This window comes from Actinophytocola xinjiangensis (assembly GCF_001921215.1).
Lineage (GTDB): Bacteria > Actinomycetota > Actinomycetes > Mycobacteriales > Pseudonocardiaceae > Actinophytocola > Actinophytocola xinjiangensis.
Window position 1 is genome coordinate 1,004,035 of the sequence record NZ_MSIF01000001.1, and the last position, 24,833, is coordinate 1,028,867.

A 24,833-nucleotide genomic window follows, 5' to 3' on the forward strand; every position below is an offset into this window, starting at 1 on the left:
TCCGCGAAGGGGTGCGGGGAGTTGCGCGCGGAGCCGGCTCGTGGTCGTGCCATGATGCTGGGCGTTTCAGTCACTGAGGGAGGCCCATGTCCAGCCAGATGGACCAGATGATCGCCGAGTTTGACAGGTTCCGGTCCAGGATTCGTCAGGCTGAGGCTCGTTTCGAGGGCGTCGAGGAGATGACTGAGCGAATCTCCCAGGTTCGGAGCGTCGCGACGTCGCCGGACCGGAACGTGACGGTCACCGCGGGCGCCAACGGCACGGTCACCGGCATCGAACTCGCCCAGGGCGCCATGAGTCTCGGCCCGGCGGAACTGTCCGCGACGCTCATGGACACCCTCCGCCAGGCCGTTGCCGGCGCCGTCAGGCAGCAGGCCGAGGCCGTGGACGATGCCTTCGGTGACGCGTTCGGAATCAACACCTCGGATCAGGTCCGCCAGGCACAGGCCGAGGCGTTCGGTGGACCCGCCGACGACCGCCGGACAGAGGAGTTCCCCCACGGCCGCGCATCCGATCCGTCGGACGATGATTTCGACGAGGACACCATCTACCGGCGCTGACCGACGGGACACGACGATGTCAGACGGAATTCAGGTCGACACCTCCGCCCTTTCCGCCTACGCGGGCCAACTCGGCTACTACGAGCAGGAGGCCGACAAGTTCGGGAACCTGGTCGACGCGGCCGACGTGACCAACGAGGCGTGGGGCGTGGTCGGGGCCTTCGCGAAACAGGGCTACACCGACCGGCTCGCCGAACTACGGTCTCTGCTCAACGACATGAAGGACGGCGTGAACGCGCTCGTCACCAAGGTGAACCAGTCGGCGGCGATGTACGAGGGCAACGAGGAGGCCGGAGTGATCAGGTTCGGCCAACACGAGGCCGAGATCGACGCGACGGGGGGCCAGTGATGACCGGTGAGCAGCGCAGTATCGCCGACACGCTGAACGTCGAGGGCTACGACGAGAGCACGAGCGCGAACATCGACCGCGCGGTCGGACACGTTCCCGTCGTGGGCACGGTGTACAAGGCCGGCAAGTCCATCGCCGCGCACGCCCAGGAGGCGGCCAACGCGGACAATCCGGCCGAACTCGCGTCGGCCGGCGCCGCGCTGGTCGGCGACGGTGCCGCGTTCGTCGGTGCCGCCGCCGCGGACGCGGTCACCTTTGCCATGGACCCGATCGGCTGGCTGGTGAGCCACGGGCTGAACATGCTGCTCGAACTGGTCCAGCCGTTGCAGGACGCCCTGCACCAGGTCACCGGTGACGGACCGGCGATCGGGCACGCGTCGGACAACTTCGTCACGATCGCGCAGGGCTTCGTCGCGCTGGCCGACGATTTCGAGAGCACCGGCGACACCGCGCTCAAGGACTGGATCGACGACGCCGGCAACGCGGCGCGGGAGGCGCTCGGCGACTTCTCGGCGGGAATCCGCGGCGTCGGTTCGGCCGCGGGGTCGGTGGCCGAGGTACTGCGGATGTGGTCGATGGTCATGGTGGTCATCGAGGAGGTGATCAAGGCCATCATCACCGAGTTGGTGTCCTGGCTGATCACCATCTGGTTGCCCGCCCTCGCGGCCTCGGTCATCAGCTTCGGCAGCTCGGTCGCGGCCGCGATGACCGCGTCCATCGCGAAGGCCGCCAGTGTGCTGAAGAAGGTCACCGGCTACCTCGGCAGGTTCGGCAGACTGCTCGACACGTTCATCGACTTCCTGGCGAAGTACTCCACGAAGGTCGTGGAAGCGACGAGGAAGTTCCGGATCGGCACCTACGCCGGCGAATCGAAGTTCTCCCTCAACGTCCTGGAGAACACCGCGGGCGTCGCACTCACCCCGAGCAACCGGGCACTCACCACCATGTTCGGCACGGCGGTGGGGGCCAGGCCGCTGGTGGCCGGAGCGGGCGTCAAGGCCGGGATCGGCGCGGGGAAGGCCGTCTACGGCGAGGGGTCGGAGGACGTCGCACTGGGAGGGGACGAGCCATGGTTCGACAAGAGCGAGATCGGCGGGAACCGAAGCGCGGAGGAAACCAGGCGGAATCTCGACGTCTAGCTGCGCGCAAGATACTCGAGAGCCAGGATCGCTACGACAAGAAGGCTCACGAGGCGCAGGTACAACCCGGTTTCCGCGAAACCGTCGAACGGCTGATGCGGGACCAGTGGAATGAACCGGTGATCGTACTCCGTCTCGGCGACATTTCCGACGTGGGATTCGATGTTCCAGGACGGAGAAAAGACGGCACCGTCGCGGGGAAACGGCTGGTCAGGCGATTCTTCTGGAACATCGGACGCGGCGTGGCCGTCGTCGCGGTGAACATCATTTCGCCGCTGTTCGACGGCCTCGGTGCCGGCAATCCACTGAAGCGGCAGATCCTCGTGACCGGCCCGGCGAACGCGATGGCCCTCGACCTGCTCGACAGCATCCGGCGAGCGCAGGGGCCATGGCTGGTCTGCTCCCCGTCCTCGCTCGCGGTGGTCGACACCGGATCCACCTACATCGAGCCACACGATGCCCCGCCGCCGCGAATCCTCTGGCAGGCGCGAGAACCACAACGACCACGGATCGACTTCCGGAAACGCACGATCACCTGGCCGGACGACTCCGTGTTCGCGTTCCCGCTTCACAGCCGGCCGGAATCCCAACACCTGCGAACGTACTTCGAGCCACCGGACACCATCCACTGGCACGGACGCCCCCTGTGACGCCAGGACTCCCCGCGGTTCGGTCAGGGCAACCACGCACCCCGTAGCGGAATCCGAACGGTGATGTCCAGCCCGCCACCCTGGTTGGCGACGGCGTCGATCTCACCGTGATGTGCCTGCACCACAGCCCGTACGATGGACAACCCTAGCCCCGCCCCACCATCGGCGGCACGAACGAACGGCTCCAGCAACCGGTCGACACGATCCGGCGCGACCGCCCGCCCGGTATTGCGGACGCGGAGAAAGACACCACCGCCCGAAGCGCCGGTGACCACGACAACCCGGCCACCACGGTGATTGTGGCGGATCGCGTTGCCGACAAGATTGGCAGCCATCCGCTCCAACAACACCGGATCACCCCGCAACGGCGCGGCCCGCAGCTCACGATGCACCTCGATGTCCTGATCGGACAGCGGACCTGCCACCTCACTCAATGCCGAGCCGGCGATCGTGGCCAGGTCGGCAGGCCGAGGATTCGTGACACCGGCATTACTGCGGGCGAGCGCCAGCAACCCGTCGAGAGTGTGCCTGCTGTCGTCCGCCGCCGCCCGGACGTCCTCGGCCATGGTCAACAACTCGGTACGGGTGGGCGCGCCGTCCAGCGTCACGTCGACGGCGGTGCGGATGGTGGTGAGCGGGGTCCGCAGCTCGTGCGCGGCGTTCGCCGTGAACAGCCGCTGGCCTTCCAGCGCCCGGTCCCGCTCGGTGATGCCGCGCTCGATGCGGTCCAGCATCCCGTTGACCGTGGTGGCCAGGGCAGCCAGCTCGTCGTGGGGCGGATGGACCGGCACCCGGTCCGAAAGGTGCTCCGCGGACAGACGCTGGGCGGTCGCCGAGATCGCGCGGATCGGCCGGAGCACCCGGCCCGCCACGAGCCAGCCGAGCACCGCGGCCAGTACCGCGACCACAGCCAGCGCGATCGCGGCCTGCGCCACCAAGGCAGCCAGGGTCTCGTCGCGCACCTGGTCGGTCAGCCCGGGCACGGCCAGCGAGGGCGGCGGCGGAGCCCCTTCGGTCCGGTCGATGCGCACGGCGATGACGCGGTCGGCCAGGTGCTGGCGCATCAGCACGTACGTGAGCGCCGCCAGCACCACGCCCGCGACCAGCACCAGTCCCGTGTAGAGCAGCGTCAGCCTGCCGCGTGCCGACAGGTGCGTCATGGCCGGAATCGGTAGCCGGCGCCGGTGACCGTGTCGATCAGTGGCGGATCGCCGAGCTTGCGGCGCAGCGTGCCGACGGTGATGCGGACGGCGTTGGTGAACGGGTCCGCGTGCTCGTCCCACACCTTGTCCAGCAACGTCTCCGCGCTGACCACGTCACCCGGCGCCGCGAGCAGCCACGCCAGCACGCCGAACTCCTTGGGGGTCAGCGAAAGCAGACGGCCCGCGCGCTCGGCCGTGCGTCGTGCCGGGTCGAGTGTCACGTCGGCGGCCCGCAGCACCGGCGGCCGGGCCGGGGCGCTGCGCCGGGCCAGTGCGTGGACCCTGGCCACGAGTTCGGAGAACGCGAACGGTTTGCCGAGGTAGTCGTCGGCGCCGAGGGTGAGTCCGTCGACGCGGTCCTCGACGGTGCCGGACGCGGTCAGCATCAGGACCCGGGACTCGCCGCGTTCCGCGAGACGCCTGCACACCGTGTCGCCGTGCACCCGCGGCAGGTCCCGGTCGAGCACCACCACGTCATACGGAGTGGGGCCGCACATGTCCAGCGCGGTCCCGCCGTCGTGCGCCACGTCGACGGCGAACCCGTGCTTGCGCAGCCCGGCCGCGATGTACCTGGCCAGCGGCTCCTCGTCCTCCACCAGCAACACCCGCATGCGCCGAGTGTCGTCACCGGGACCTATGGATTTCGTATGGCCGCGAGCGCGCCGGCCCATACCGCCGCCCCGGTAGACCTTCCCGCACACACGACGACCGAAGGAGACACAGCCATGGCGACCCCGTCCCGGCGTTCGGTGCTCGGCCTGCTCGGCGTGGCCCCGGTGGCCGCGCTCGCGGCGGGCCCAGCTCTCGCCACCCAGGGCAGCGGCCGGCTTCCCGGCACGCTGCGGCCCGGCGGTGAACTCGACCGGCTGGTCGCCGACAGGGCGGCGCGCGACCAGTTCTCCGGCTCGCTCCTGCTGACCAACCGGGGCCGGACCGTCCTGGCGCGTTCGTACGGCATGGCCGACCTGGGACGCGACGTCAAGAACGGGCCCGGCACCGCGTTCGCGCTCGCGTCCGTGACCAAGCTGTTCACCGCGACGGCCGTCGCGCAGCTGGTGCGGCAGGGCAAGGTGTCCCACAACGGCACGCTCGGTACCTATGTGGACGGTGTGCCGGACGCACTCAGGGACATCACCGTGCACCACCTGCTGACGCACACGTCCGGTCTCGGCGACTACCACGGCATGCCCGGCTTCCGGGAGGAGTCGGCCACGTGGACCAGCGCGGCACAGGTCATGTCCGGCATCACCGGCTACGTCCTGCGCTCGACGCCGATGTTCGCGCCGGGCGCTGGCTGGGCCTACAGCAACTCCGGCTACCACCTGCTCGGCGAGATCGTGGCGCGGGCGAGTGGCACGCCCTATCACGACTACGTGCGTGAGCACGTGTTCGCCGCGGCCGGGATGACCGGCGCGGACTTCGTCACCAAGCCGCGCTGGCTGACCGACCGGAACGTCGCCCACCCGTACCGCCGCGACGAGCAGGGCCGGTGGACCGACACGGTGGCGGAGTTCGGGTTCGTCGGCACCCCGGCGGGGGAGGCGTTCGCGACCGCCGCCGACCTCGACCGGTTCGCCCGTCTCCTGTACAGGGAACGGCTTGTCGACGGGCCGGCAACGCACCTGATGCTGAGCGGGAAGGTCCCGCCCGGGCCGCCCCCCGGCGGCGGGAACCCGCCACCGCCGAGCGGCCGGCCGGCGTGGACGGTCTTCCAGTGCTATGGCCCCCAGGGCACGCTGCTCGGCGGCCAGTGGAGCTACGGGCACACCGGCGGCAACCCGGCCGGCATCGCGACCGCGGTCGAGTTCTTCCCGGACAGCGACTGGGTGCTGGTCGTGCTCACCAACCACGCCGACACCCCGATGCGGGAGATCGTCGAGACCGCGCGGGGGCTGATCACCGGCACGTGACCGCGGCGGCCTCGGTGAGCGCGGCCACGACGGCGGCGACGGCGGGCGGGTCGGGCGGGTCGCCGTAGGTGGCGGCGTGGATCTGGCGGCGGAAGCCGCTGAGCTCGGTGGCGTGGAAGCCGGGCCTGCGGTGCGCCTTGAGCGCGAGCCCTGGCTGGGTGGAGACACCGACGCCCGCCGCGACCAGGGCCTGCACGACGACGATGTCGTCGCTGTGCGAGACGATACGGGGGCTGAAGCCGTGGCGCCCGCACACGGACTTCAGCTCCTCCTGACACCGGTCGCACCCACCGATCCACGCGTCGTCGCGGTGGTCGGTGATGCGGTCGTCCTCGCGCAGGCTGAGCAGGTAGATCGAGTCGTCGCCGAGGTGGACCAGGCGGACGCCTTCCTCGTCGAGCGGGGCATCGGCGGGGCGGAACACCAACGCGACGTCGACGTCACCGTGGCGCAGCATCCGCAGTGCCTCGACCGGGTGCCGTTCGTACAGGCTGAGCTGGAGCCCCGGATGCGCGTCGGCCAGTTCGGCGGCCGCGTTCGGCACGATCGTGCTCAGCGTGGACGCGTTGGCGGCCAGCCGGACCCGCCCCGCCCGCAGGTCGACCTGGGTGGCCAGCTCGCTGGCCGCCGCGTCGACCCGGCCCACGATCTCGGCGGCCCGGTTGGCCAGCAACCGCCCCTCCGGCGTCAGCCGGATCCCGCGTCCGATCCGCTGCACGAGCTTCACACCGGTGGCCGCCTCCAGGCGGGACAGGTGGTGGCTCACCGACGGCTGGGAGTAGTGCAGCTGCTTCGCCGCCTCGGTCACCGACCCGTACCGGGCCACCGCTGCGAGCACCCTGAGATGCACCAGGTTGAGCATTCATCAACAATATCAATGTGTTGATCCCAGTTTTGGCATTGGACGTCATACCTGCGGCCCGACATGCTGATCCCATGACCAACACACGCAAGGGCAAGGTGACCTGCGACCTGACGATCTCGGTCGACGGCTACGCGGCCGGGCACAACCAGACCGAGCAGCGCCCGTTCGGTGACGACGGCGGCGACGGCTGGGGCGACAAGCTCCACGCCTGGTACTCCGAGGGCGCCGAGACCCATCCGGACGAGTTCGCCAGGATGATGACGGCCAAGGCGTTCATCATGGGCCGCAACATGTTCGGCCCGGTGCGCGGCGAGTGGGACCGGCCGTGGACGGGCTGGTGGGGCGACAACCCGCCCTACCACGCCGACGTCTTCGTGCTCACCCACCACCCGCGCGACCCGCAGCCGATGGACGGCGGCACCACGTTCCACTTCGTCACCGACGGCATCGAGGCCGCCTTCGAACGCGCCCGCGCATCGGCCGACGGCGGCGACATCTCCATCCACGGCGGCGCGACCACCGTCAACCAGTACCTCGCCGCGGGCCTGATCGACGAGCTGCGGCTGCACATCACGCCACTGATGCTCGGCGCCGGCACGCGGCTGTTCGACGGCGTCGCGCCGCTGGACCTCGAACAGGTGTCCGCGCGAGCGACCAGCTCGGTCACGCACCTGATCTACCGCGTGCTGCGCTGACCAGGAGAGGAAAGACCACCATGTTGCGGACCTTCATCGACGACGTGTCCTCGGTGGTCGCCGCCACCGACGACGAGCACGAGATCACCAAGCGGGTTGGCCTACTGCTGTCCGCGCTGCTGGCGAGCGACTTCCGGCTCCCACCCGAACTGACCCGCCCGGCGGCCGACCACCACGTCAACTACCCGCTCCACATCGCCGCCGACGGTGCCTGGTCGCTGGCGGCCGTCGTCTGGAACGTCGGGCAGCGCACTCCCGTGCACGGGCACGAGACGTGGGGCGTCGTCGGCATCTACTCGGGCGCCGAACGCGAGTTCCGCTACGTCAAGCCCACCGAGGAGGGCGTCCCCCTCACCCCGGCGGGCGAGCAGGTGTTCGAGCAGGGGCAGGTCACCGTGTGCTGCACCACCGACGACGACGTCCACTCCGTCGCCGGCGTCGGCGACGCGCCCACCGTGGGCCTCCACGTCTACGGCGCCGACATCGGCGCGATCGAGCGGCGGCGGTACGACCCGGGAACCGGCGCGGTCGAGTGGTTCACCGGCGGCTGGGACACCCCGCCGGTACCGAGCAGCAGGTTGGGAAACCGGACGCCTCGGCCCGCGCGCTGTCCGTCACCGAGCCGCACGAGATGATCGAGCAGGTCGGCACGTACGACGGGTCAGCCAGCGTGGCGAGCTTCTCCAGCGTCAGTGCGATCGTGGCGGCGAGGCCGATCGGGCCGCCGACGACGTGCTGGCGAAGGAAGGAATCCGCCACGAGAGTCTGTTGACCGACAGGAGTTGGCCCCACCGACAAGGTGACACGCGTACGTAGGGTCACGCCCCCGACAGTCACGCGATGTCACGATGGAGCGGTGTTACGTCCACGAAGTGATGACGGCCAGCTGCTGAACGCGCATTTCGCGGTAGTGCGGGACGGCCATGGCCTGAGCCTGCTCCTGGAGAGTGCCGGCGACCGCTCACGCAACGACGACTACGTGCCGGCGTCGCGGCTGCTGTTGGCCCGGCTGCGGGACGTCGAGGCGGTGGTGCTGGCCGTGGTGGTTCCGTCCGCCCGCCTGGTCGAACCATCCGAGGACGAAGGGGCGCCGCTGGGCGGGCCGGTCGACCTCGCCGACGTGCCGGATGTCGAGGAACTGCGGCTGCGGATCACAGGCGCTCAGGACCGGGTTGGGTTGCCTGCCGGTGCGAAGAAGGACGGCAACAAGCGCCAGCGGCTTCAGCTGCGGCTAGCGGTGCCAGGCTATGGTCCCGACTCCGCCGATCGGCTCGCGGAGTACCTCGCCGATCCGGTCGTAGCGCCGCCGCTCGACGGCGGCGTCACGCTCACGGTCGATGGACTGCTGACCGAGATCGGACGGTTGAAGCGACACAGAACGCCTGACGGCCGCGCCAGCCTGCACAAGCCTCTCGCTCTGTTGTGGATGGCGGACCGTATCGCCACCGGCGGGACACGCCTGGTGGCCTGGCCCGAGTTTCGTCGTGGCTTCGGCGCGTTCCTCCGCGAGTTCGCACCCGCTACCTCGCGAACCACCCCGGAGTACCCGTTCTGGCACCTGGGTAGCTCTCGACTCCTGTGGGAGGTCCACGGTGTTGCGGGTGTGCCCAGGGCGGCTGACCGCACCGCGGCTGCGGGCCTCACCCGGCAGGCTGCCGTCCTGCTGCGCGACGAGGCGGTGCGCGGCACGGTGATCGACCTGGTGGTCAACCGCTACCTGTCCGGTGACCTCCGGGTGCCACCACGGGCTCGGGACGTGCTGCGGCCACTGGTCGGTGTGCGGATCCGCACCGTGAGCGGACAACCGAACATGGTCCTGGCGATGAACAGCGACACTGTCACCGTAGGCACGAAGCAGTCACCGGAAGGGCAGCCTGTGCCCCTGGTGGAGGTGCAGAAGGGACTTGACCTGCTCGTCGGGCAGCGCAGCGTTGGGGTCAACGTCGAGGAGCTCGGCTACCGCAGTGCGTTCGTCGGCGCTGTGCTCGCGACCCTCCCAACCGCGCGGGTGGCCATGAACCCTGCCACGATCGCCCTCGGTGGGAGCGAGGTTGTCGACCCATCCATCGACGCCACCGACGCCGTGACCCAGGTGAAGATCCGCAAGGAGCAGGCGCGGCTGCGCAAGCTGCTGGCTGGTGGCCGCGACGTCGCACCGTGCGCACTCTGCGGTGACGAGTACCCGATCGAGTTTCTGGTTGCCGCTCATGTCAAGCGCCGCGCCGTATGTGCCGACAGTGAACGCCACGATCTGCTCAACGTCGCGATGCTGGCCTGCGGCTTCGGCTGCGACATCCTGTATGAAACCGGCTGGATCACGGTCGACTCGACCGGACGGGTCCGCACTGCCCCGCTGAACGGCGTCCCCGACGCGTTCCGCGACCGGACCAGCGCGTTGACCGGTCGACCGTGCCGAGCCCACCATACGAACTCCGAGCCGTACTTCGCGTGGCACCGCACCACCATCTTCCGCGGAAGTAGCCACCAAGGCCGCCGAGTGGTTGGGCCGACTGGCCGAACGAGCCTGTGACGCGCTGGGCGCCGGCTTCCGGCTCCCACAAGAAGCGGTCGAGCGACCGCAGGGTGCGGCAGGCGTCCGCTCATGACCGTTACCAGACCCGGCTCCGGGCTACCGCTTCCTGGTGTTGATGTTGTCCACTGGTGGTGGACCACGTCCGAGGAGCCGATGCGGAGGTCGAGGGTGGCTGCGCGAGCCGAACGGCGTCGGTGGGCATCGGATGGTCGGCGGGGGCGGACGCCCGCGCTGGTCGGCCGCGACGACGCGACCAGCAGGGTGCGGGGTGCGCTGGCCAAGGGCTCGGCGCTCGTGCTGGTGGAGGGGGAGGCCGGGATCGGGAAGACCCGGCTGCTGCGGGAGGTCCTGGCGACGCCCGAGGACCGGGCGTCGAACGAGCGGGTGTTGTTCGCGACCTGTCCGCCGGTGTTGGAGCCGTCCCCGCTGGGGGCGGTGGTGACCGGTGTGCGGCGGTTGGTGACCGACCCCGGCGGGCTGGGGCTGAGCGCGTTGGGCGGCGCGCTGCGCCCGCTGTTCCCGGAGTGGGCGGCCGGGCTCCCGCCGGCGCCGGAGGCGTTGGACAACCCGAGCGCGGTCCGACACCGGTTGTTCCGGGCGCTCGCCGAACTGGTCGAGCGCCTCGGCGTGGACGTCCTGGTCGTCGAGGACGTCCACTGGGCCGATCCGGCCACGCTGGACTGGCTGCTGACGCTGTGCGCCGAGGAACGCGACCTGTCGATCGTGGTGTCGTTCCGGCCGTGGGAGGTGCCGGCGTCCTCCGCGTTGCCTCGGCTCACCGCGCGGGCTCCGGCCGGCGGCGCCCGGGTCCGGGTCGAGCTCCGGCCGTTGGACGTCGAGCAGATCCGGCGGCTGGTGGCGTCCGTCTACGCCACCGACGACGTCTCCGAGCAGTTCGCGCGGTACCTGCACGACGCCACCGACGGCATCCCGCTGGTCGTGGAGGAGTACCTGCTGCTGCTGGAGGACCGCGACGACATCCTCCGCGAGAACGGGCGCTGGACCCGCCGGACCCTGGCCGAACTGGACCTGCCGGCCACCGTGCGCGAGTCGGTCCTGGAACGGGTCCGCCGGCTCGACCAGGACACCCAGCGGCTGCTGGAGGCGGTGAGCGTCCTGGCCGATCCCGTCGGGGACGCGCTGCTGGCCGTGGTCGCCGACCTCGACGACGGCGCGGTGCGGCGGGGGCTGGCCGCCGCGCTGAGCTCCGGGCTGCTCTTGGAGCGTTCGCCCGATCGCTTCACCTTCCGCCACGTCCTGGACACCCAGGCGATCAGGGAGGCGATCCCGATCTCCGAACGGCGTCGCCTGCACCGCCGGGCGGCGCGGGCGCTGCTGCTGGCCGACCACCCGCCGGTCGCGCGCCTCGCGCACCACTTCCGCGAGGCCGGCGACGACGAGCGGTGGCGCCACTACGCGCAGGCCAGTGCCGCGCTCGCCCTGGAGTCCGGCGACGACCGCACCGCCGTGGAGACCCTGCTGCAGGTCATGGGCTCCACCGAGCACCCGATCGACCGGCGGGTCCGGCTGGCGCACGAGCTGGGCCGGGCCGCCTTCTTCGGGGCGGCCGCGCTCGGTGACCTCGCCGGGCGGGTGGTCGAGGTCCTCGGCGGGGTGCTGGACTCCGGCGACATCGACGAGACCGACCGGGGCGAGCTGCGGTTGCTGCTCGGCCGGATGCTGTGGGTGGTCGGGGAGCGGTCGGCCGCCTTCGGGCAGTGGGAGTCGGCCGTCGACGAGCTCGGCCGGTCCCCGGAGCTCGCGATCCGGGCCATGGCCAACATGGCGCTGCCGCTGATCCCGGACTGGCCGGCCGCCAGGCACCGGTACTGGCTCGACCGCGCGGGGGAACTGGTCGACCAGGTCGACCCGGGGGACCAGCAGGCGTTCCACAACATGCGGCTGACCGCGCTGCTCCTGCTCGGCGACGACGAGGGCTGGGAGGTCCTCAACGACCTCGCCGGCACGCCACCGGCCAGCGCGGGCGTGCGCAACGTCGCCCGCGCGCTGACCAACGCGGTCTGGGTGATGCTGGCCTGGGGCCGGTTCGACGACGCGCGTGAGCACCTGGCGGCGAACTTCCGGCGCATCGAGTCCACCGAGTACCGCCGGCTGGCCTACGAGGCGCGGTCCGCGCAGGACCGCCTGGACTGGTACACGGGGAGCTGGCCGGGCCTGGCCGAGCGGGTGGCGGACCTGGCCGGCAGCGAGGACATCGACCCGCACAACCTGCTGCACAGCAGACAGGTCCGCTGCCTGCTCGACCTCGCCGCCGGCACCCGCTCCCCGGGCCTGCGTGAGGTCGCCGCCGAACAGGCCCGGCTCGGTGTCACCGACCCGGAGTCGGTCGCCGTGCCGGCGGCGCTGGCGCGGTTGTGCCTGGCCGACGGGAACCCGGCCGAGGCGCTCGCGGTCACCGGTCCGGTCGTGGACATGATCGCGCGCAAGTGCGTGTGGCTGTGGGTCACCGACATCGCGCCCACCCACGTGGACGCGCTGCTGGGCGTCGGGGCCGTCGACGACGCGCGGAGCTTCGTCGCCACGTTCGCCGACGAGCTGGCCGGCCGGCCCATCCCGGCGGCCGCCGCCGCGCTCGGGACCTGTCGGGCGATCGTGACCGGAGCGGTGGGCGACCCGTGCCGGGCGGCCGGCCTGTTCGACGACGCGGCGCGGCTGTGGGCGGCGCTGCCCCGCCCCTACGACGCGCTGCTCTGCCAGGAACGGCGGGGCCGGGCACTGCTGGACGGCGACGAGCGCGACACCGCGTTGACGTTGCTCGGCGACACCCAGCAGCGCCTGCGCGACCTCGGCGCCCGGTGGGACGCCGACCGGGTGGCGCAGCTGGTGCGCGAGCACGGGCGGGAGGTCGCGCGGGCCTGGCGCGGCGGGCGGCGCGGCTACGGCGACCAGCTGTCCCCGCGCGAGCTGGACGTGGTCGGCCTGGTCGCCAGGGGGATGACCAACCGGCAGGCCGCCGCGACCCTGTTCCTGTCCCCGCGCACGGTGGAGGGCCACGTCAAGTCCGCGATGCGCAAGCTCGAGGTGACGTCGCGGACCGCGCTCGCCATCGCCGCGATCGAGGCCGGTGTCCTCCCCGCGAACGCGCGGCGACCCGGCGACGAGGGATGAATTCCACGTAGTCTGCACGGTCGCTACCCGTTCCCGCGTTCTGCATGCTTGGCCGGTGGCGGACGAACCGGTTGACACCGACGATCTCGCGCAGGCGGCGCACCTACTGCCTGAACAGGACGACGAGCCTTCGGCTCCGCGCAACGACTCTGACAAGCCCGGCGGCGACAGCGGCAAACACTACGAACCGCTGTGACCCTGACCTGCCCTGAGGACAAGGAGTTGTCGATGACCCGACGATCCCGTTCCCGTGGACCACTGTCGTTGCTGGCGGTGGTGATCCTCGTTCCCGTGCTGACGGGCGCCGCCGCGGCCGAACCGGACGACCGGGGCCGGGCACCTGCCGTCACGGTGGTGTCCGGCCCCGGCACCACCGCGGGGTCGATCACCCTCGTCACCGGCGACCGCGTGGCGCTGGAGACACCGGCGGGGCAACGGCGGTCGGTGGTCGTCGACGCGGCGCCCCGGACCTCCGGCCAGGAGCCGCAGTTCGAGGTGCTCGAGACCGGCGAGGACCTCTACGTCGTGCCCTCGGACGCGGCGCCGCTGATCCCGGGCCGGCTGGACCGGGAGCTGTTCAACGTCACCAAGTTGGCCGAGTACGGCTACACCGACGGCGTGCCGGTGGTCGTGACCGGCGTGGCGGCCACCGCCGCCGCGTCGACGCCCCCGGGCGCGGAGGTGACCGGCCGCCTGCCGAGCGTCGACGGGTACGCCGCCACGGTCGCGCCGGGCGGCGACTGGTGGTCGGCCAGGACACCCGCCGGGAACGCGACGAGCGCCGCCACGACCGGGAAGGTCTGGCTGGACGAGCTCGCCGAGATCGAGCTGGACACGAGCGTGCCGATGATCGGCGCGCCCGAGGCGTGGTCGCTCGGGTTCGACGGCTCCGGCCAGACCGTGGCCGTGCTGGACACCGGCGTGGACGCCGACCACCCCGACCTGGCCGGGCAGATCGTCGGGACGCTGAACTTCACCGGCGACGCCGGCATGGCCGACGAGCACGGCCACGGCACCCACGTCGCCAGCACCATCGCCGGCACCGGCGCCGGGTCCGACGGCAAGTTCACCGGGGTGGCGCCCGGCGCGGACCTGCTGATCGGCAAGATCTGCGACTCCTCCGGCTCCTGCCCGACGTCGGGCACGATCGCCGCGATGGAGTGGGCGGCGCCGCTGGCCGACGTGATCAGCATGAGCATCGGCACCAACGTCGGCGACGACGGCACCGCCCCCACCGCGAGGGCGGTCGACGAGCTGAGTGCCCAGAACCCGAACACGCTGTTCGTGGTGGCCGCCGGCAACAACGGGGCGAAGGCCGGCAGTATCGCCGCGCCCGGCTCGGCCGACGCCGCGCTGACCGTCGGCGCGGTCGACAAGAACGGGAAGCTGGCGTCGTTCTCCAGCCGGGGGCCGCGTCTGGGCGACTTCGCCATCAAGCCGGACGTCACCGCGCCGGGCGTGGGCATCGTGGCGGCGCGCGCCGGCGGGACGTCCATGGGAACGCCCGTGGACGACCTGTACACGTCCGCGAACGGCACCTCGATGGCCACCCCGCACGTCGCGGGCGCGGCGGCGATCGCCTTCCAGCACGACCCGGGACTGACCGCGAGCCAGGTCAAGGCCGAGCTGATCGCCACCGCGAACGCCAACCCGGAGCTGAGCGTCTACGAACAGGGCGGCGGCCTGATCGACGTCCCGGCGGCGATCGGCTCCCCGGTGCTGGCCTCGCCCGAGCCGCTGGACCTCGGTTTCTTCGAGTACCCGCAGTCCGGCGTGCCGGTGACCGAGAAGCCGGTGACCTACACCAACCGTGGCGACACCGCCGTCACCCTCGACCTGACCCTGGAGGTCACCCACGAGGACGGCACCGCGGCGCCGGAGACCGCGTTGTCGGTCGGCCCGACCACCGTCACCGTTCCCGCCGGCGGCACCGCCGACGCGACGGTGCGCCTGGACGTCCGGGACCTGCCCAAGGGCACCTACGGCGGCCACCTGGTCGCGCGGGCCGGCGAGCTGACCCTGCGGACACCGGTCGGTTTCCACGTCGAGCCCGAGATGGCCGACCTGACCCTCACCGGCGTCGCGCGCGACGGCCGTCCCGCGACCCGCTCCAGCAGCGTCTACGTACTCGACGCCAGCGACCCGGAGCAGCCCTGGCAGCAGCTGTACTTCGACAACGGCGTCGCCACCGGGCGGTTCCCGCCGGGGACCTACTACGTCATCGGCCAGCTCCGCACCATGGACGGCGACAACCGGTACTCGCTGGACAGGACGATGATCGGGGTCCCGACGCTGCGCCTGGACGAGGACACCACGGTGGACCTCGACGCCCGCGACGCGAAGCCGATCAGCGTCGACACCCCGGCCCATCCGCTGGCCTCGCCGGCCGGTCAGCCGCAGAAGACCGTGGTCGGCTACGGCGGACCGGACCAGAGCGAGAACTTCGCGCCGCAGTGGCTCGGCGTCTGGACACCGACCTACCTCCTGGAGTCCGGGCCGGCCGAACTGAACGATCTCGAGTTCGTCCAACAGATTCGGCTCGCCGACCCGGCGCTGGCGCTGCGCGTGGTGTCGCCCGAGACCCGGGAGCTCTACGTCCAGCCGCTCGCGGGCACACCCGAGATCGACTCGTCGACGTCGCTGGACCTGGTCCACGCCGGGACGGGCACCGAAGCGGACTACGCCGGCCTGGACGTCGCCGGCAAGGCGGTCCTGGTGCTGCGCTCCGCGATCCCCTACGCCCAGATCGAGGCGACCGCGCGGTCGCACGGGGCCGCCGCGCTGGTGGTCATGCACGACACCAGCGGCTACTTCTTCGGCTCGGTCGGCGCCGGCGCGCGGATCCCGTCGATGGCCGTCTCCGGCGAGGACGGCCGGCGGCTGCTCGACCAGCTCGACGCGGGGCGGGTCACCGTCGCGGTGTCGGGGACGGCGTGGTCGCCCTACCTGTACGACCTGGCGCTGACGCGCACCGGCGCCCTGCCCGACGGCATCGACGAGGTGGCGCGCACCAGGAACCTCGTCCGGGTGGACAACGCCTTCCACGGCGAACCCGGCGAGCCGCTGGGGGAGTACCGGGCGCTGTGGCGGCCCTACCTGGTGCACTCCGCGCAGCAGTACTCGGCGGCCAAGGGCGCGCACCGGCGAACCGAGTACGTCACCGCCGGCACCGACTCGCTGTACCGGCAGGCGGTCGCCGGCCAGTACCCCGGTGAGGCGGGCCTGCAGGAGCGCGACGTCACCTATCCCGACGTGACCCGGGTCCGGCACGACTGGTTCCAGGGCGTGCACCACCCGACGGTGCTCGATCCCGCGGGCCCACGGAATCCCGGGAACCCGGTGATCCGCGACGGCGACGAGATCACGTTCCGGGTGGCCGAGTGGTCCGACAGCAGCGTCACCGAGCACCACGGATTCCTCGACACCAGCACCGACACCGCGCCGCTGAAGTTCTACCTCGACGGGGAGTTCGTCGGTGAGGCGCCTCGTCCGACGGTGAAGCTGAGCAACCTGCCCGCCGGCGGGTCGACCGTGCGCCTGGAGCTGGCGACCACCCGCCGGGCGGCGTGGTGGCAGACCTCCACCCGGACGCTGACCAACTGGACCTTCCGCACCGAGCACGCCGCCGAACCCGAACTGGTGCCGCTGCTCGACCTGGAGTACAGCACCCAGCTCGACCTGACCAACACCGCCGTGCCGCCCAGCGAGCGCCCCGGCCCGGCCACCCTCGACCTGCGGGTGCGCCACCAGGCCGGCTACCAGGGAGCCAGGATCGCCGGCGCGAAGGTGTGGATCTCCTACGACGACGGGGCCACCTGGCAGCAGCGCCCGACCAGGGCCCGGCCGGGCGAGGGCAACTTCCGGGCGGTGCTCGACTCCGTGGCCGCCGGCGACACCCCGACCGGGCACGCCACCGTGCGGGTCGAGGCCTGGGACGCGGCGGGCAACCGCGTCCAGCAGGAGGTCACCCGCGCCTGGCGACTGTCCGCCCGCTGACCCACCCACACCCCCGTGCCGAGCGAGAGTGAGACGACGACGATGAGATTCAGACGCTGGACGGTGTCAGCCGGCGCGGTCGCCGTGCTGGCGGCCGTCCTGCCGGCGACCCCCGCCACGGCGCAGGAGACCGAACAGCGCGACGTTCCGGTCGCCCCGGCGGTGGCCAGCACGCTGGCGGACGAGGCAAGAACCGACTTCTGGGTCGTGTTCGACGAGGCGGCGGACCTCGCCGGTGCCGACGAGATCACCGACTGGGCCGAGCGCGGTCGCCACGTGTACGACACGCTGGTCCGGACCGCCCGGGACAGTCAGCGCGACCTGGTCGCCGACCTGACCGAGCGCGGTGCCGACGTCGAACCGTTCTGGATCGCCAACCGGGTCCTGGTGCGCGACGGTGACCGGCCGACGTTGGACGCCGTGCTCGCCCAGGACGGCGTGGCCGAGATCCAGGCCGACGAGCCGGTGGCGCTGCCCGTCCCGGTCCGGGCGACCGAGCGCGCCGACGTCCGGGCCGGTGCCGTGGAGTGGGGCATCGACAACATCCGCGCCGACCGGGTCTGGTCGGAGCTGGGTGTGCGGGGCGAGGGCGTCGTGGTGGGCAACATCGACTCCGGGGTGCAGTTCACCCACCCGGCGCTGGTCGCCCAGTACCGGGGGAACCGGGGCGACGGCACCTTCGACCACGACTACCAGTGGTGGGATCCGTCCCAGGTCTGTGCCGCCGCCGAGCCGTGCGACAACAGCGGCCACGGCACCCACACGATGGGAACCATGGTGGGCGCCGACGGGGCCGACAACCGGATCGGGGTGGCGCCGGGGGCACGCTGGATCGCGGCGAAGGGGTGCGAGGGCCAGACCTGTTCGCTCAACGCGCTGCTGTCGGCCGGCCAGTTCATGCTCGCCCCGACCGACCTCGCCGGCCAGAACCCCCGCCCGGAGTTACGGCCGCACGTGGTGAACAACTCCTGGGGCGGGGCGGGCGGCAGCGACTTCTACGACGCGATGGTCAACGCCTGGTCAGCGGCGGGGATGTTCCCGGTGTTCTCCAACGGCAACGAAGGACCGGCGTGCGGCAGCGCAGGCTCACCCGGCGACGCCTCGTCGTCCTACGGCGTCGGCGCCTACGACAGCGCCAACACGATCGCCCGGTTCTCCAGCCGGGGTCCCGGCCGCGACAACGAGATCAAGCCCAACCTGTCCGCGCCGGGCGTCGCCGTCCGCTCCGCCGTGCCCGGTGACGGCTACGAGAGCTACAACGGCACGTCCATGGCGGCGCCGCACGTGGCGGGCACGGTGGCGCTGCTGTGGTCGGCCGCCGAGGACCTGGTCGGCGAGCTGCCGGCGACCCGCGCCGCGCTGGACGCCACGGCCATCGACACCGAGGACCTCAGCTGCGGCGGCACGCCGGAGAACAACAACGTGTACGGCCAGGGCAGGCTGGACGCGCTCGGTGCCACGCTCCGGGTGGCCGGCACCGCCGGTATCGGCGGTCAGGTCACCGACGCCGCCAGCGGCACGCCGGTCGCCGACGCCCAGGTGCGGGTCCTCGACGGGGACGTGCCCGTCGCGATCGGCTCCGGCGCCGACGGCCGGTACCGGATCAACCTGCTGCCAGGCACCTACGACGTGGAGGTCACGCGGTTCGGCTTCGAGCGGCTGACCCTGTCCGACGTCGTGGTGCGCGACGCCGCGATCGCCGAGGTGGACGCCGGTCTGACACGGCTGCCCACCGGGACGATCACCGGCCGGGTCACCCTGGACAAGGGTGGGCTCGGTGTCCCGGGCGCCACCATCAAGGCCGGGACCGTCCCGCTGACCACCACGGGCGCCGACGGCACGTTCCTGGTCGCCGCGCCCGTCGGGACCTACGAGGTCAGCGCCGCGCACGAGATGTTCCCCGGCGAGGCGCCGAGCACGGTCGTGGTCGAGCGGGACGGCTCGGTCACCGAGGACTTCGTGCTGCGGTGCGGCGAGAAGTGCGAACTCCAGCACCTGTGGACGACCCGCTACGACGGCACCGCGGGCGCCAGCGACGTCCCCAGCGACATGGTGCTCAGCCCGGACGGCGACACCATGTACGTGACGGGGGAGAGCCCCGGCGCCGGCACGGGCGTCGACATGGTCACCATCGCCTACGACACCGCCACCGGGGCGCGGCAGTGGGAGACCCGCCACGACGGGTCGGCGAACGGCGCGGACAAGGGAAACGTGATCGGTGTCAGCGCCGACGGCGAGACCCTCTACGTCGCCGGTTCGACCACCCTGGCCGGGACCACCAAGAGCGCCTACGCGCTGGTGGCCTACGACGCCGGGACCGGGGCCCAGCGGTGGACGGCCAGCTACGACGGGCCCGGCACCGACGAGGACTCCGCGCTGGGCCTGGCCATCAGCCCCGACGGTTCCGCCGTCTACGTGACCGGCTACAGCGACGACGTGTGGCGGGACTACGCGACGATCGCCTACCGGGCCACGACCGGTGACCGGCTGTGGGTGGCGCGCTACGACGGGCCGGGGGCGCTCACCGACACCGCGATGGCGGTGCGCGTGGCCCCCGACGGCGCCACGGTCCACGTCACCGGCTACAGCCGTCCGGCCAGCGGGGTGTCGAACGACTTCGACTACGCGACCATCAGCTACCGGGCCGACACCGGCGAGCAACTGTGGGTCGCCCGCTACAGCGGTCCCCGTGCCGGCGGCAGCGACTCCGCCCAGGACCTGCGGGTGAGCCCGGACTCGTCGACGGTGGTCGTGACCGGTCACAGCCCGGGCGCCAACGGCATCGACTACGCGACCGTCGCCTACGACCGCGACACCGGCGAGGAACTGTGGGTGGCCCGCTACGACGGTCCGGGCCGTGGCGCGGACTACGCCTTCGGCCTGGACCTGGCCCCCGACGGCTCGACCGTCTACGTGACCGGCCGGAGCGAGGGGGTCGTCGACGACGACTACGCGACGATCGCCTACGACACCGCGACGGGCGAGCAGCGCTGGCTGCGGCGCTACGACGGTCCCGCCGCCGGCAGCGACATCGCGAACGCGGTGGCGGTCAGCCCGGACGGCTCGGCGGTGTTCGTCACCGGACACAGCACCGGGGTGGGCACCGACAACGACATCGGCACGGTCGCCTACGCCGCCGCCGACGGCGCCGAACTGTGGCAGGCCAGGTACAACGGCCCGCGCGACAGCTTCGACAGCGGTCGGGCGCTCCAGGTCAGCGAGGACTCGGCCCGGGTGTACGTGACCGGCTTCAGCTTCGGCGTCGGCACGAACCGCGACTACGCGACCATCGGCTACGAGGCCAAGGCCCAGGTGCGGCGCCCGGTGTTCGTGCCGTGGGGTCTGCGGGTCCGCCCGGACCTGGCCACGACCACCGACCGGGTCACCGTCCGGGCCAACGTGACCAACGTCGGAACGGCCCCCGGTGACCACGACGCGACCCTGACCGTCGACGGGAAGGTCCTCGACACGACGACGGTCACCCTGGCCCCGGCCCGGACCACCCAGGTCGACTGGACGACGCGACTGGACCAGCCCGGCCACCACCGGCTCGCCGTCGGCCAGGCCAGCACCCCGCTGCGGGTGGTCCGCTGCGACCGAACGGTCACCGGCACCCACCCCGGTGGTCTGACGGTCACCACCGGGGTGACCTGCCTGTCCCCGGACGCGATCGTGCACGGCGGGGTCACCGTCGGGCCCGGCGCCGGTCTGGTCACCTCCGGCGCGGTGGTCAACGGCAGGCTCACGGCTGTCGACGCCTCGGTCGTGCTGCTGCGGGACACCAGACTGGCCGGCCGGATCACGGTGACCGGCGCCGACGGTCTGGTGCTGTCCGGCAACCGGATCGCCGGCGACGTCACCCTGCGGGACAACATCACCGGCGACTCCACCTTCGTGGTGTCCGGCAACAGCATCGCCGGCACCCTGTCCTGCGCCGGCAACGCCCCCGTCCCGTCGGACCAGGACGAGCGCAACGAGGTGGCCGGCCGCACGACCGGCCAGTGCGCGAGCCTCCGCCGCTGACCACCCCGGGACATTCGCCACGGTCGGCCGACCGTGGCGAATGTCCCGTCCTCTGCGGACATATCGCTACTGGTCGCGGCGGTGGAGGCTGACGATGGTGACGGCGGCGGCGACCAGAGCCCACGCCGCGAGAACGGTCCAGGCTCCGCCGGTGGTCCACGGGTAAGGGGTCGGGTGGGGTCGGGGCGTCACGATGCGCGACCACGCGTGGAACGGGGTGGCGTGCGCGGCGACTGCCGACCAGCGGCTGCCCTCGGTCAGCAGCAGGGGGAGCAGGACGAGAACCCCGGCCGAGGCCGTCAGGGTGGCGGCGGTCCGGCGGATCACCGCGCCGAGCGCCAGGCCGACCAGCGCGCACACCGGTGCGAGCAGGGCGGAGGCCACCACGACCCGCGCGGCACCGGGGTGGGTGATCGACACGCCCAGGTTCCGGCTGTGGAGGATCGCCTGGGTCAGGAGGAACGAGGCCGTCGCGACAAGGGTGCCGAAGACCGTCGTGACCACGGTGAGGACGGCCGCCTTGGCGGTCATCACCGAGCGCCGGGCCGGGACGGCGGCCAGCGTGGAGCGGATCGTGCCGGTGCCGTACTCGCCGATGATCATGAGGGCGCCGAGGGTGCCGAGGGCGAGCATCATGATCAGGGCGGAGTTGCTGGTGAACGCCTCCAACAGCGGGATCCCGTCCCGGACGAACCGGGCGTCCTCGACCGGATCCGGTTTCCAGTGGCTGGAGGTGTCGACGGCGATGGCGGCGTTCAACCCGACGACGACCACGGCGGTGATCCCGTAGGCGATCCAGGTGGAGCGCAGGGACCGGAGTTTGATCCACTCGGCGGCGACGAGGTCGACGAGGCGGGCACGGGGTTCGACGACGGGGACGATGGCGCTCATCGGGATTCTCCCGCCGGGTACTGGACGCTGGCGGCGGTCAGTTCCATGAACGCCTCCTCCAGCGAGGCGGACCGGGTGTCGAGGCGGTGCAACGGGATGCGGTGCCGCTGGGCGATCTCACTGACCCGGGACGCGGGCAGCCCGGTCACGGTGAGCTGGTCACCGTCGAGGTCCACGGTCGCGCCGTCGGCGGCCAGCAGGTCCCGCAGCGCGGTCGCGGCGGACGTGCCGACGACGACGCCGCGCCGCGTGCCCCTGGCCGAGAACTCCGCGAGGCTCTCCGCCGCGATCAGCTCGCCCCGGCCGATGACCACGAGCTGGTCGGCGGTGTGTTCCATCTCCGACATCAGATGGCTGGAGACGAACACCGTGCGGCCCTGCGCGGCGAGCCGCAGGAACAGGTCACGCACCCACTTCACCCCCTCGGGGTCCAGGCCGTTGAGGGGTTCGTCGAACAGCAGGACCGGGGGGTCACCGAGCAGCGCGGCGGCGATGCCCAGCCGCTGCTTCATGCCGAGGGAGAACCCGTCGACGCGGCGCCGGGCCACCCCGGCGAGACCGACCTCCTCCAGGACCTCCGTCACCCGGGCGCGCGGGAGGCGGTTGCTCCGGGCCAGGGCCGCCAGGTGCGCCACCGCGGTGTGCCCACCGTGCACGTCCTGGGCGTCCAGGAGCGCACCGACGTGCCGCAGCCCGCGTGACCGGTCCCGGAAAGGGCGGCCGCCGACGGTGACCGCGCCGCTGGTGGGCGTGTGCAGGCCGAGGATCATTCGCAGCGTGGTGGACTTGCCAGCCCCGTTGGGCCCGAGGAACCCGGTCACCTGGCCGGGACGCACGGTGAAGGTCAGCCGGTTGACGGCCGTGGTGGCGCCGTAGCGCTTGGTCAGTTCGTTGACGTCGATCACGCCGACAACGGTGCCGCCCGACGGCCCGCTCGTCGTCGGACCGCCGCTGACACTTCACCGCGACCGTGACGGCCCAGGTCGTACAACCTGGGCTGGATGCCCGGGGGCGACCGGTCACTGACGATCGCGCCATGTCCGTCTCGTCGCGTCTGCCGCTGCTCAGGCGGGTTCCGCCGGGTGTGTGGGTGGCGCTGGTGTGGTTCGTGGCGGCGCTGGCGCCGATCGTGGAGTACGTCGTGCTGCCGCCCCGGCACGAGTACTCGCTGAACTATCCCCGGCGCGGCCTGGACCCGGTCGAGGCGCGGGTGCTGCTCGCCCTGGCCGCCGCGCTGGTCGTGGCCGGCTGTGGGCGGCTGCGCCGCCAGCCGCTGGTGGGGTACGCGCTGGTGCTCGCCGGCACGGTCGTCTCGACGCTGGCCTGGGGGCAGGACGGGATTCCGCCCACCCAGTTCCTGGCCGTGGACGTCGCCCTCTGTCACGTCGCGGCCACCCAGCCCCGGCGCGGCTCGCTCGTCGCGGCCGGCGGGACACTGTGCGTGCTGGCCGGCTACCTCGTCGCGCGGGCCGACCTCGGCACCGTCCCCGAGGCGTTCCTGGGCCTGACGGCAGCCCTGGCGTGGCTCGTCGGCAACTCGGTGTCCCAGGCCAGGGCCCACACCCGGCAACTGAACGCACAGGCCGCCGCGCAGGCGGTCACCGCCGAACGGCTGCGCATCGCCCGCGAGATGCACGACACGGTCGCCCACAGCATCGGGATCATCGCCCTGCAGGCCGGCGCCGCGGTCCGGGTCGCCGAGACCCAGCCGGCCCGCGCCCGCGAGGCGATGCGCGTCGTGGAGCGGACGGGCCGCGAGACCCTGTCCGGACTCCAGCACATGCTCGGCGCGTTGCGCGAGTCCGGCGACGACCGGCCGCCGCTGCGTCCGGCCGCCGGCCTGGCCGACGTCGAACAGCTCGCCTCGACCACGACGGCCGCCGGTGTCCCCGTGCGGGTGCGGTGGGAGGGCGACCACCGCCCGCTGCCCACCGACGTCGACCTGGCGGCCTTCCGGATCATCCAGGAGTCGGTCACCAACGCCGTGCGGCACTCCGGCACCGACACCTGCGAGGTGACCATCGACCACCGCCCCGGCGAACTCGCCATCGAGATCCGCGACCACGGCACCGGCGAGGTCACCGGCACCGGCTACGGGCTGGCCGGCATGCGCGAACGGGCCGCCCTGCTGCACGGCGACCTCATCGCCGGGCCCCACCCGGCGGGCGGCTTTCTGGTCTCCGCCCGGCTGCCGATCCCCGTGGCGGCGGGTGCCGGATGACCGTCCGTGTCGTGCTCGCCGACGACCAGCCGCTGGTCCGCTCCGCCCTCGCCATGCTGATCACCGACGCCGCCGACGTCGAGGTCGTCGGCGAGGCCGCGGACGGCGCCGAAGCGGTCCGGCTGACGGCGGACCTCGCCCCGGACGTCGTGGTGATGGACATCCGGATGCCCGGGACCGACGGCATCGAGGCCACCCGGCGGATCACCGCCCGCACCACCGCCACCCGGGTTGTCGTCCTGACCACGTTCGACGACGACGAGTACGTCTACGGCGCGCTGCACGCCGGCGCGTCCGGCTTCCTCCTCAAGTCCATGGCCCTGGACGACATCCTCGCCGCCGTGCGCACCGTCGCCGCCGGGGACGCCCTGATCGCCCCCGGCGTCACCCGCCGGCTGATCACCGAGTTCGTCAACCGCCCGCCGGCGCCACCCGCGCGGCGGGCGCGGCTCACCGGCATCACCGACCGCGAACGCGAGGTGCTGACCCTGGTCGGCACCGGCCTGTCCAACACCGAGATCGCCCAGGCACTGTCCATCAGCACCGCCACCGCCAAGACCTACATGACCCGGCTGCTGGCCAAACTCGACGCCCGCGACCGGGTCCAGCTGGTGATCCTCGCCTACGAGACTGGCCTGGTGACGCCGTCGCCGTGAAAAGGCCAGCCGGG

20 protein-coding genes are annotated in these 24,833 nt (G+C 72.1%); 14 read left to right on the forward strand and 6 right to left on the reverse strand.

The window, feature by feature from the left end:
* Positions 1–86: 86 nt before the first annotated feature.
* The 4 genes from BLA60_RS04415 (at position 87) to BLA60_RS04430 (ending at position 2,698) form a co-directional block, all read left to right on the forward strand.
* Positions 87–560, forward strand: a complete 474-nt coding sequence (locus BLA60_RS04415; protein WP_075131324.1) for a YbaB/EbfC family nucleoid-associated protein — start codon at positions 87–89, stop codon at positions 558–560.
* A gap of 16 nt (positions 561–576) precedes the next feature.
* On the forward strand, positions 577–909 hold the full coding sequence (locus BLA60_RS04420) for a type VII secretion target (RefSeq protein ID WP_075131325.1): 333 nt from the start codon (positions 577–579) through the stop codon (positions 907–909).
* Entirely contained in the window at positions 909–2,048 is a 1,140-nt protein-coding gene (locus BLA60_RS04425) for a hypothetical protein (RefSeq protein ID WP_075131326.1), read from the forward strand. The genes BLA60_RS04420 and BLA60_RS04425 overlap by 1 nt, the downstream gene beginning before the upstream one ends.
* A gap of 95 nt (positions 2,049–2,143) precedes the next feature.
* Positions 2,144–2,698, forward strand: coding sequence for a hypothetical protein (locus BLA60_RS04430; protein WP_245811827.1), 555 nt, complete (start codon positions 2,144–2,146; stop codon positions 2,696–2,698).
* Positions 2,699–2,721: 23 nt separating this feature from the next.
* Here the strand turns inward: BLA60_RS04430 and BLA60_RS04435 are convergent, their stop codons facing one another.
* Together BLA60_RS04435 and BLA60_RS04440 are read right to left on the reverse strand one after the other, a co-directional pair.
* Complete coding sequence (locus BLA60_RS04435) at positions 2,722–3,858, reverse strand: sensor histidine kinase (RefSeq protein ID WP_154814097.1); 1,137 nt, start codon at positions 3,856–3,858, stop codon at positions 2,722–2,724.
* A complete protein-coding gene (locus BLA60_RS04440) occupies positions 3,855–4,511 on the reverse strand; it encodes a response regulator transcription factor (RefSeq protein WP_075131327.1) in 657 nt (218 codons plus the stop codon). The genes BLA60_RS04435 and BLA60_RS04440 overlap by 4 nt, the downstream gene beginning before the upstream one ends.
* Positions 4,512–4,625: 114 nt before the next feature.
* On the opposite strand from BLA60_RS04440, the gene BLA60_RS04445 reads away from it, so the two are divergent.
* The gene (locus BLA60_RS04445; RefSeq protein WP_075131328.1) at positions 4,626–5,810 is read left to right on the forward strand and encodes a serine hydrolase domain-containing protein; all 1,185 of its coding nucleotides are present in this window, start codon (positions 4,626–4,628) and stop codon (positions 5,808–5,810) included.
* On the opposite strand, the gene BLA60_RS04450 is transcribed toward BLA60_RS04445, so the two are convergent.
* Positions 5,797–6,672, reverse strand: coding sequence for a LysR family transcriptional regulator (locus BLA60_RS04450; protein WP_075131329.1), 876 nt, complete (start codon positions 6,670–6,672; stop codon positions 5,797–5,799). The genes BLA60_RS04445 and BLA60_RS04450 overlap by 14 nt on opposite strands.
* A gap of 74 nt (positions 6,673–6,746) precedes the next feature.
* Here BLA60_RS04450 and BLA60_RS04455 point away from each other — a divergent pair, with 74 nt between their 5' ends.
* The gene (locus BLA60_RS04455; RefSeq protein WP_075131330.1) at positions 6,747–7,370 is read left to right on the forward strand and encodes a dihydrofolate reductase family protein; all 624 of its coding nucleotides are present in this window, start codon (positions 6,747–6,749) and stop codon (positions 7,368–7,370) included.
* A gap of 20 nt (positions 7,371–7,390) precedes the next feature.
* Positions 7,391–8,005, forward strand: a complete 615-nt coding sequence (locus tag BLA60_RS04460) for a cysteine dioxygenase family protein (RefSeq protein WP_154814098.1) — start codon at positions 7,391–7,393, stop codon at positions 8,003–8,005.
* On the opposite strand, the gene BLA60_RS45260 is transcribed toward BLA60_RS04460, so the two are convergent.
* Positions 7,908–8,207, reverse strand: coding sequence for a vitamin K epoxide reductase family protein (locus BLA60_RS45260; RefSeq protein ID WP_342744700.1), 300 nt, complete (start codon positions 8,205–8,207; stop codon positions 7,908–7,910). The two genes, BLA60_RS04460 and BLA60_RS45260, sit on opposite strands and share 98 nt — an antisense overlap.
* 19 nt (positions 8,208–8,226) lie before the next feature.
* On the opposite strand from BLA60_RS45260, the gene BLA60_RS04470 reads away from it, so the two are divergent.
* The 5 genes from BLA60_RS04470 (at position 8,227) to BLA60_RS04485 (ending at position 21,051) form a co-directional block, all read left to right on the forward strand.
* A complete protein-coding gene (locus BLA60_RS04470) occupies positions 8,227–9,900 on the forward strand; it encodes a phosphorothioated DNA-binding restriction endonuclease family protein (RefSeq protein WP_154814099.1) in 1,674 nt (557 codons plus the stop codon).
* Positions 9,901–10,071: 171 nt separating this feature from the next.
* Complete coding sequence (locus BLA60_RS04475) at positions 10,072–13,032, forward strand: helix-turn-helix transcriptional regulator (protein ID WP_075131333.1); 2,961 nt, start codon at positions 10,072–10,074, stop codon at positions 13,030–13,032.
* Between the two features lie 55 nt (positions 13,033–13,087).
* Entirely contained in the window at positions 13,088–13,228 is a 141-nt protein-coding gene (locus tag BLA60_RS42935) for a hypothetical protein (RefSeq protein WP_154814100.1), read from the forward strand.
* 32 nt (positions 13,229–13,260) lie between these two features.
* Positions 13,261–17,028 (forward strand): S8 family serine peptidase, encoded by a 3,768-nt coding sequence (locus BLA60_RS04480; protein WP_084734613.1) that lies wholly within the window; start codon positions 13,261–13,263, stop codon positions 17,026–17,028.
* A 42-nt stretch (positions 17,029–17,070) separates the two neighbouring features.
* Complete coding sequence (locus tag BLA60_RS04485) at positions 17,071–21,051, forward strand: S8 family serine peptidase (RefSeq protein WP_084734614.1); 3,981 nt, start codon at positions 17,071–17,073, stop codon at positions 21,049–21,051.
* Positions 21,052–21,117: 66 nt separating this feature from the next.
* On the opposite strand, the gene BLA60_RS04490 is transcribed toward BLA60_RS04485, so the two are convergent.
* Positions 21,118–21,942: an ABC transporter permease gene (locus tag BLA60_RS04490; protein WP_075131336.1), complete on the reverse strand. Its 825-nt coding sequence runs from the start codon at positions 21,940–21,942 to the stop codon at positions 21,118–21,120.
* The gene (locus tag BLA60_RS04495; RefSeq protein WP_075131337.1) at positions 21,939–22,847 is read right to left on the reverse strand and encodes an ABC transporter ATP-binding protein; all 909 of its coding nucleotides are present in this window, start codon (positions 22,845–22,847) and stop codon (positions 21,939–21,941) included. The genes BLA60_RS04490 and BLA60_RS04495 overlap by 4 nt, the downstream gene beginning before the upstream one ends.
* Before the next feature lie 131 nt (positions 22,848–22,978).
* On the opposite strand from BLA60_RS04495, the gene BLA60_RS04500 reads away from it, so the two are divergent.
* Positions 22,979–24,163 (forward strand): sensor histidine kinase, encoded by a 1,185-nt coding sequence (locus tag BLA60_RS04500; protein WP_211288583.1) that lies wholly within the window; start codon positions 22,979–22,981, stop codon positions 24,161–24,163.
* Positions 24,160–24,819 (forward strand): response regulator transcription factor, encoded by a 660-nt coding sequence (locus tag BLA60_RS04505; RefSeq protein WP_075131338.1) that lies wholly within the window; start codon positions 24,160–24,162, stop codon positions 24,817–24,819. The genes BLA60_RS04500 and BLA60_RS04505 overlap by 4 nt, the downstream gene beginning before the upstream one ends.
* Positions 24,820–24,833 lie beyond the last annotated feature (14 nt).

Coding starts and splice junctions, on each gene's coding strand:
- BLA60_RS04415 (WP_075131324.1), top strand. CDS start 87: ATGTCCAGCCAGATGGACCAGATGATCGCCGAGTTTGACAGGTTCCGG.
- BLA60_RS04420 (WP_075131325.1), top strand. CDS start 577: ATGTCAGACGGAATTCAGGTCGACACCTCCGCCCTTTCCGCCTACGCG.
- BLA60_RS04425 (WP_075131326.1), top strand. CDS start 909: ATGACCGGTGAGCAGCGCAGTATCGCCGACACGCTGAACGTCGAGGGC.
- BLA60_RS04430 (WP_245811827.1), top strand. CDS start 2,144: ATGCGGGACCAGTGGAATGAACCGGTGATCGTACTCCGTCTCGGCGAC.
- BLA60_RS04435 (WP_154814097.1), bottom strand. CDS start 3,858: ATGACGCACCTGTCGGCACGCGGCAGGCTGACGCTGCTCTACACGGGA.
- BLA60_RS04440 (WP_075131327.1), bottom strand. CDS start 4,511: ATGCGGGTGTTGCTGGTGGAGGACGAGGAGCCGCTGGCCAGGTACATC.
- BLA60_RS04445 (WP_075131328.1), top strand. CDS start 4,626: ATGGCGACCCCGTCCCGGCGTTCGGTGCTCGGCCTGCTCGGCGTGGCC.
- BLA60_RS04450 (WP_075131329.1), bottom strand. CDS start 6,672: ATGCTCAACCTGGTGCATCTCAGGGTGCTCGCAGCGGTGGCCCGGTAC.
- BLA60_RS04455 (WP_075131330.1), top strand. CDS start 6,747: ATGACCAACACACGCAAGGGCAAGGTGACCTGCGACCTGACGATCTCG.
- BLA60_RS04460 (WP_154814098.1), top strand. CDS start 7,391: ATGTTGCGGACCTTCATCGACGACGTGTCCTCGGTGGTCGCCGCCACC.
- BLA60_RS04480 (WP_084734613.1), top strand. CDS start 13,261: ATGACCCGACGATCCCGTTCCCGTGGACCACTGTCGTTGCTGGCGGTG.
- BLA60_RS04485 (WP_084734614.1), top strand. CDS start 17,071: ATGAGATTCAGACGCTGGACGGTGTCAGCCGGCGCGGTCGCCGTGCTG.
- BLA60_RS04490 (WP_075131336.1), bottom strand. CDS start 21,942: ATGAGCGCCATCGTCCCCGTCGTCGAACCCCGTGCCCGCCTCGTCGAC.
- BLA60_RS04500 (WP_211288583.1), top strand. CDS start 22,979: ATGTCCGTCTCGTCGCGTCTGCCGCTGCTCAGGCGGGTTCCGCCGGGT.
- BLA60_RS04505 (WP_075131338.1), top strand. CDS start 24,160: ATGACCGTCCGTGTCGTGCTCGCCGACGACCAGCCGCTGGTCCGCTCC.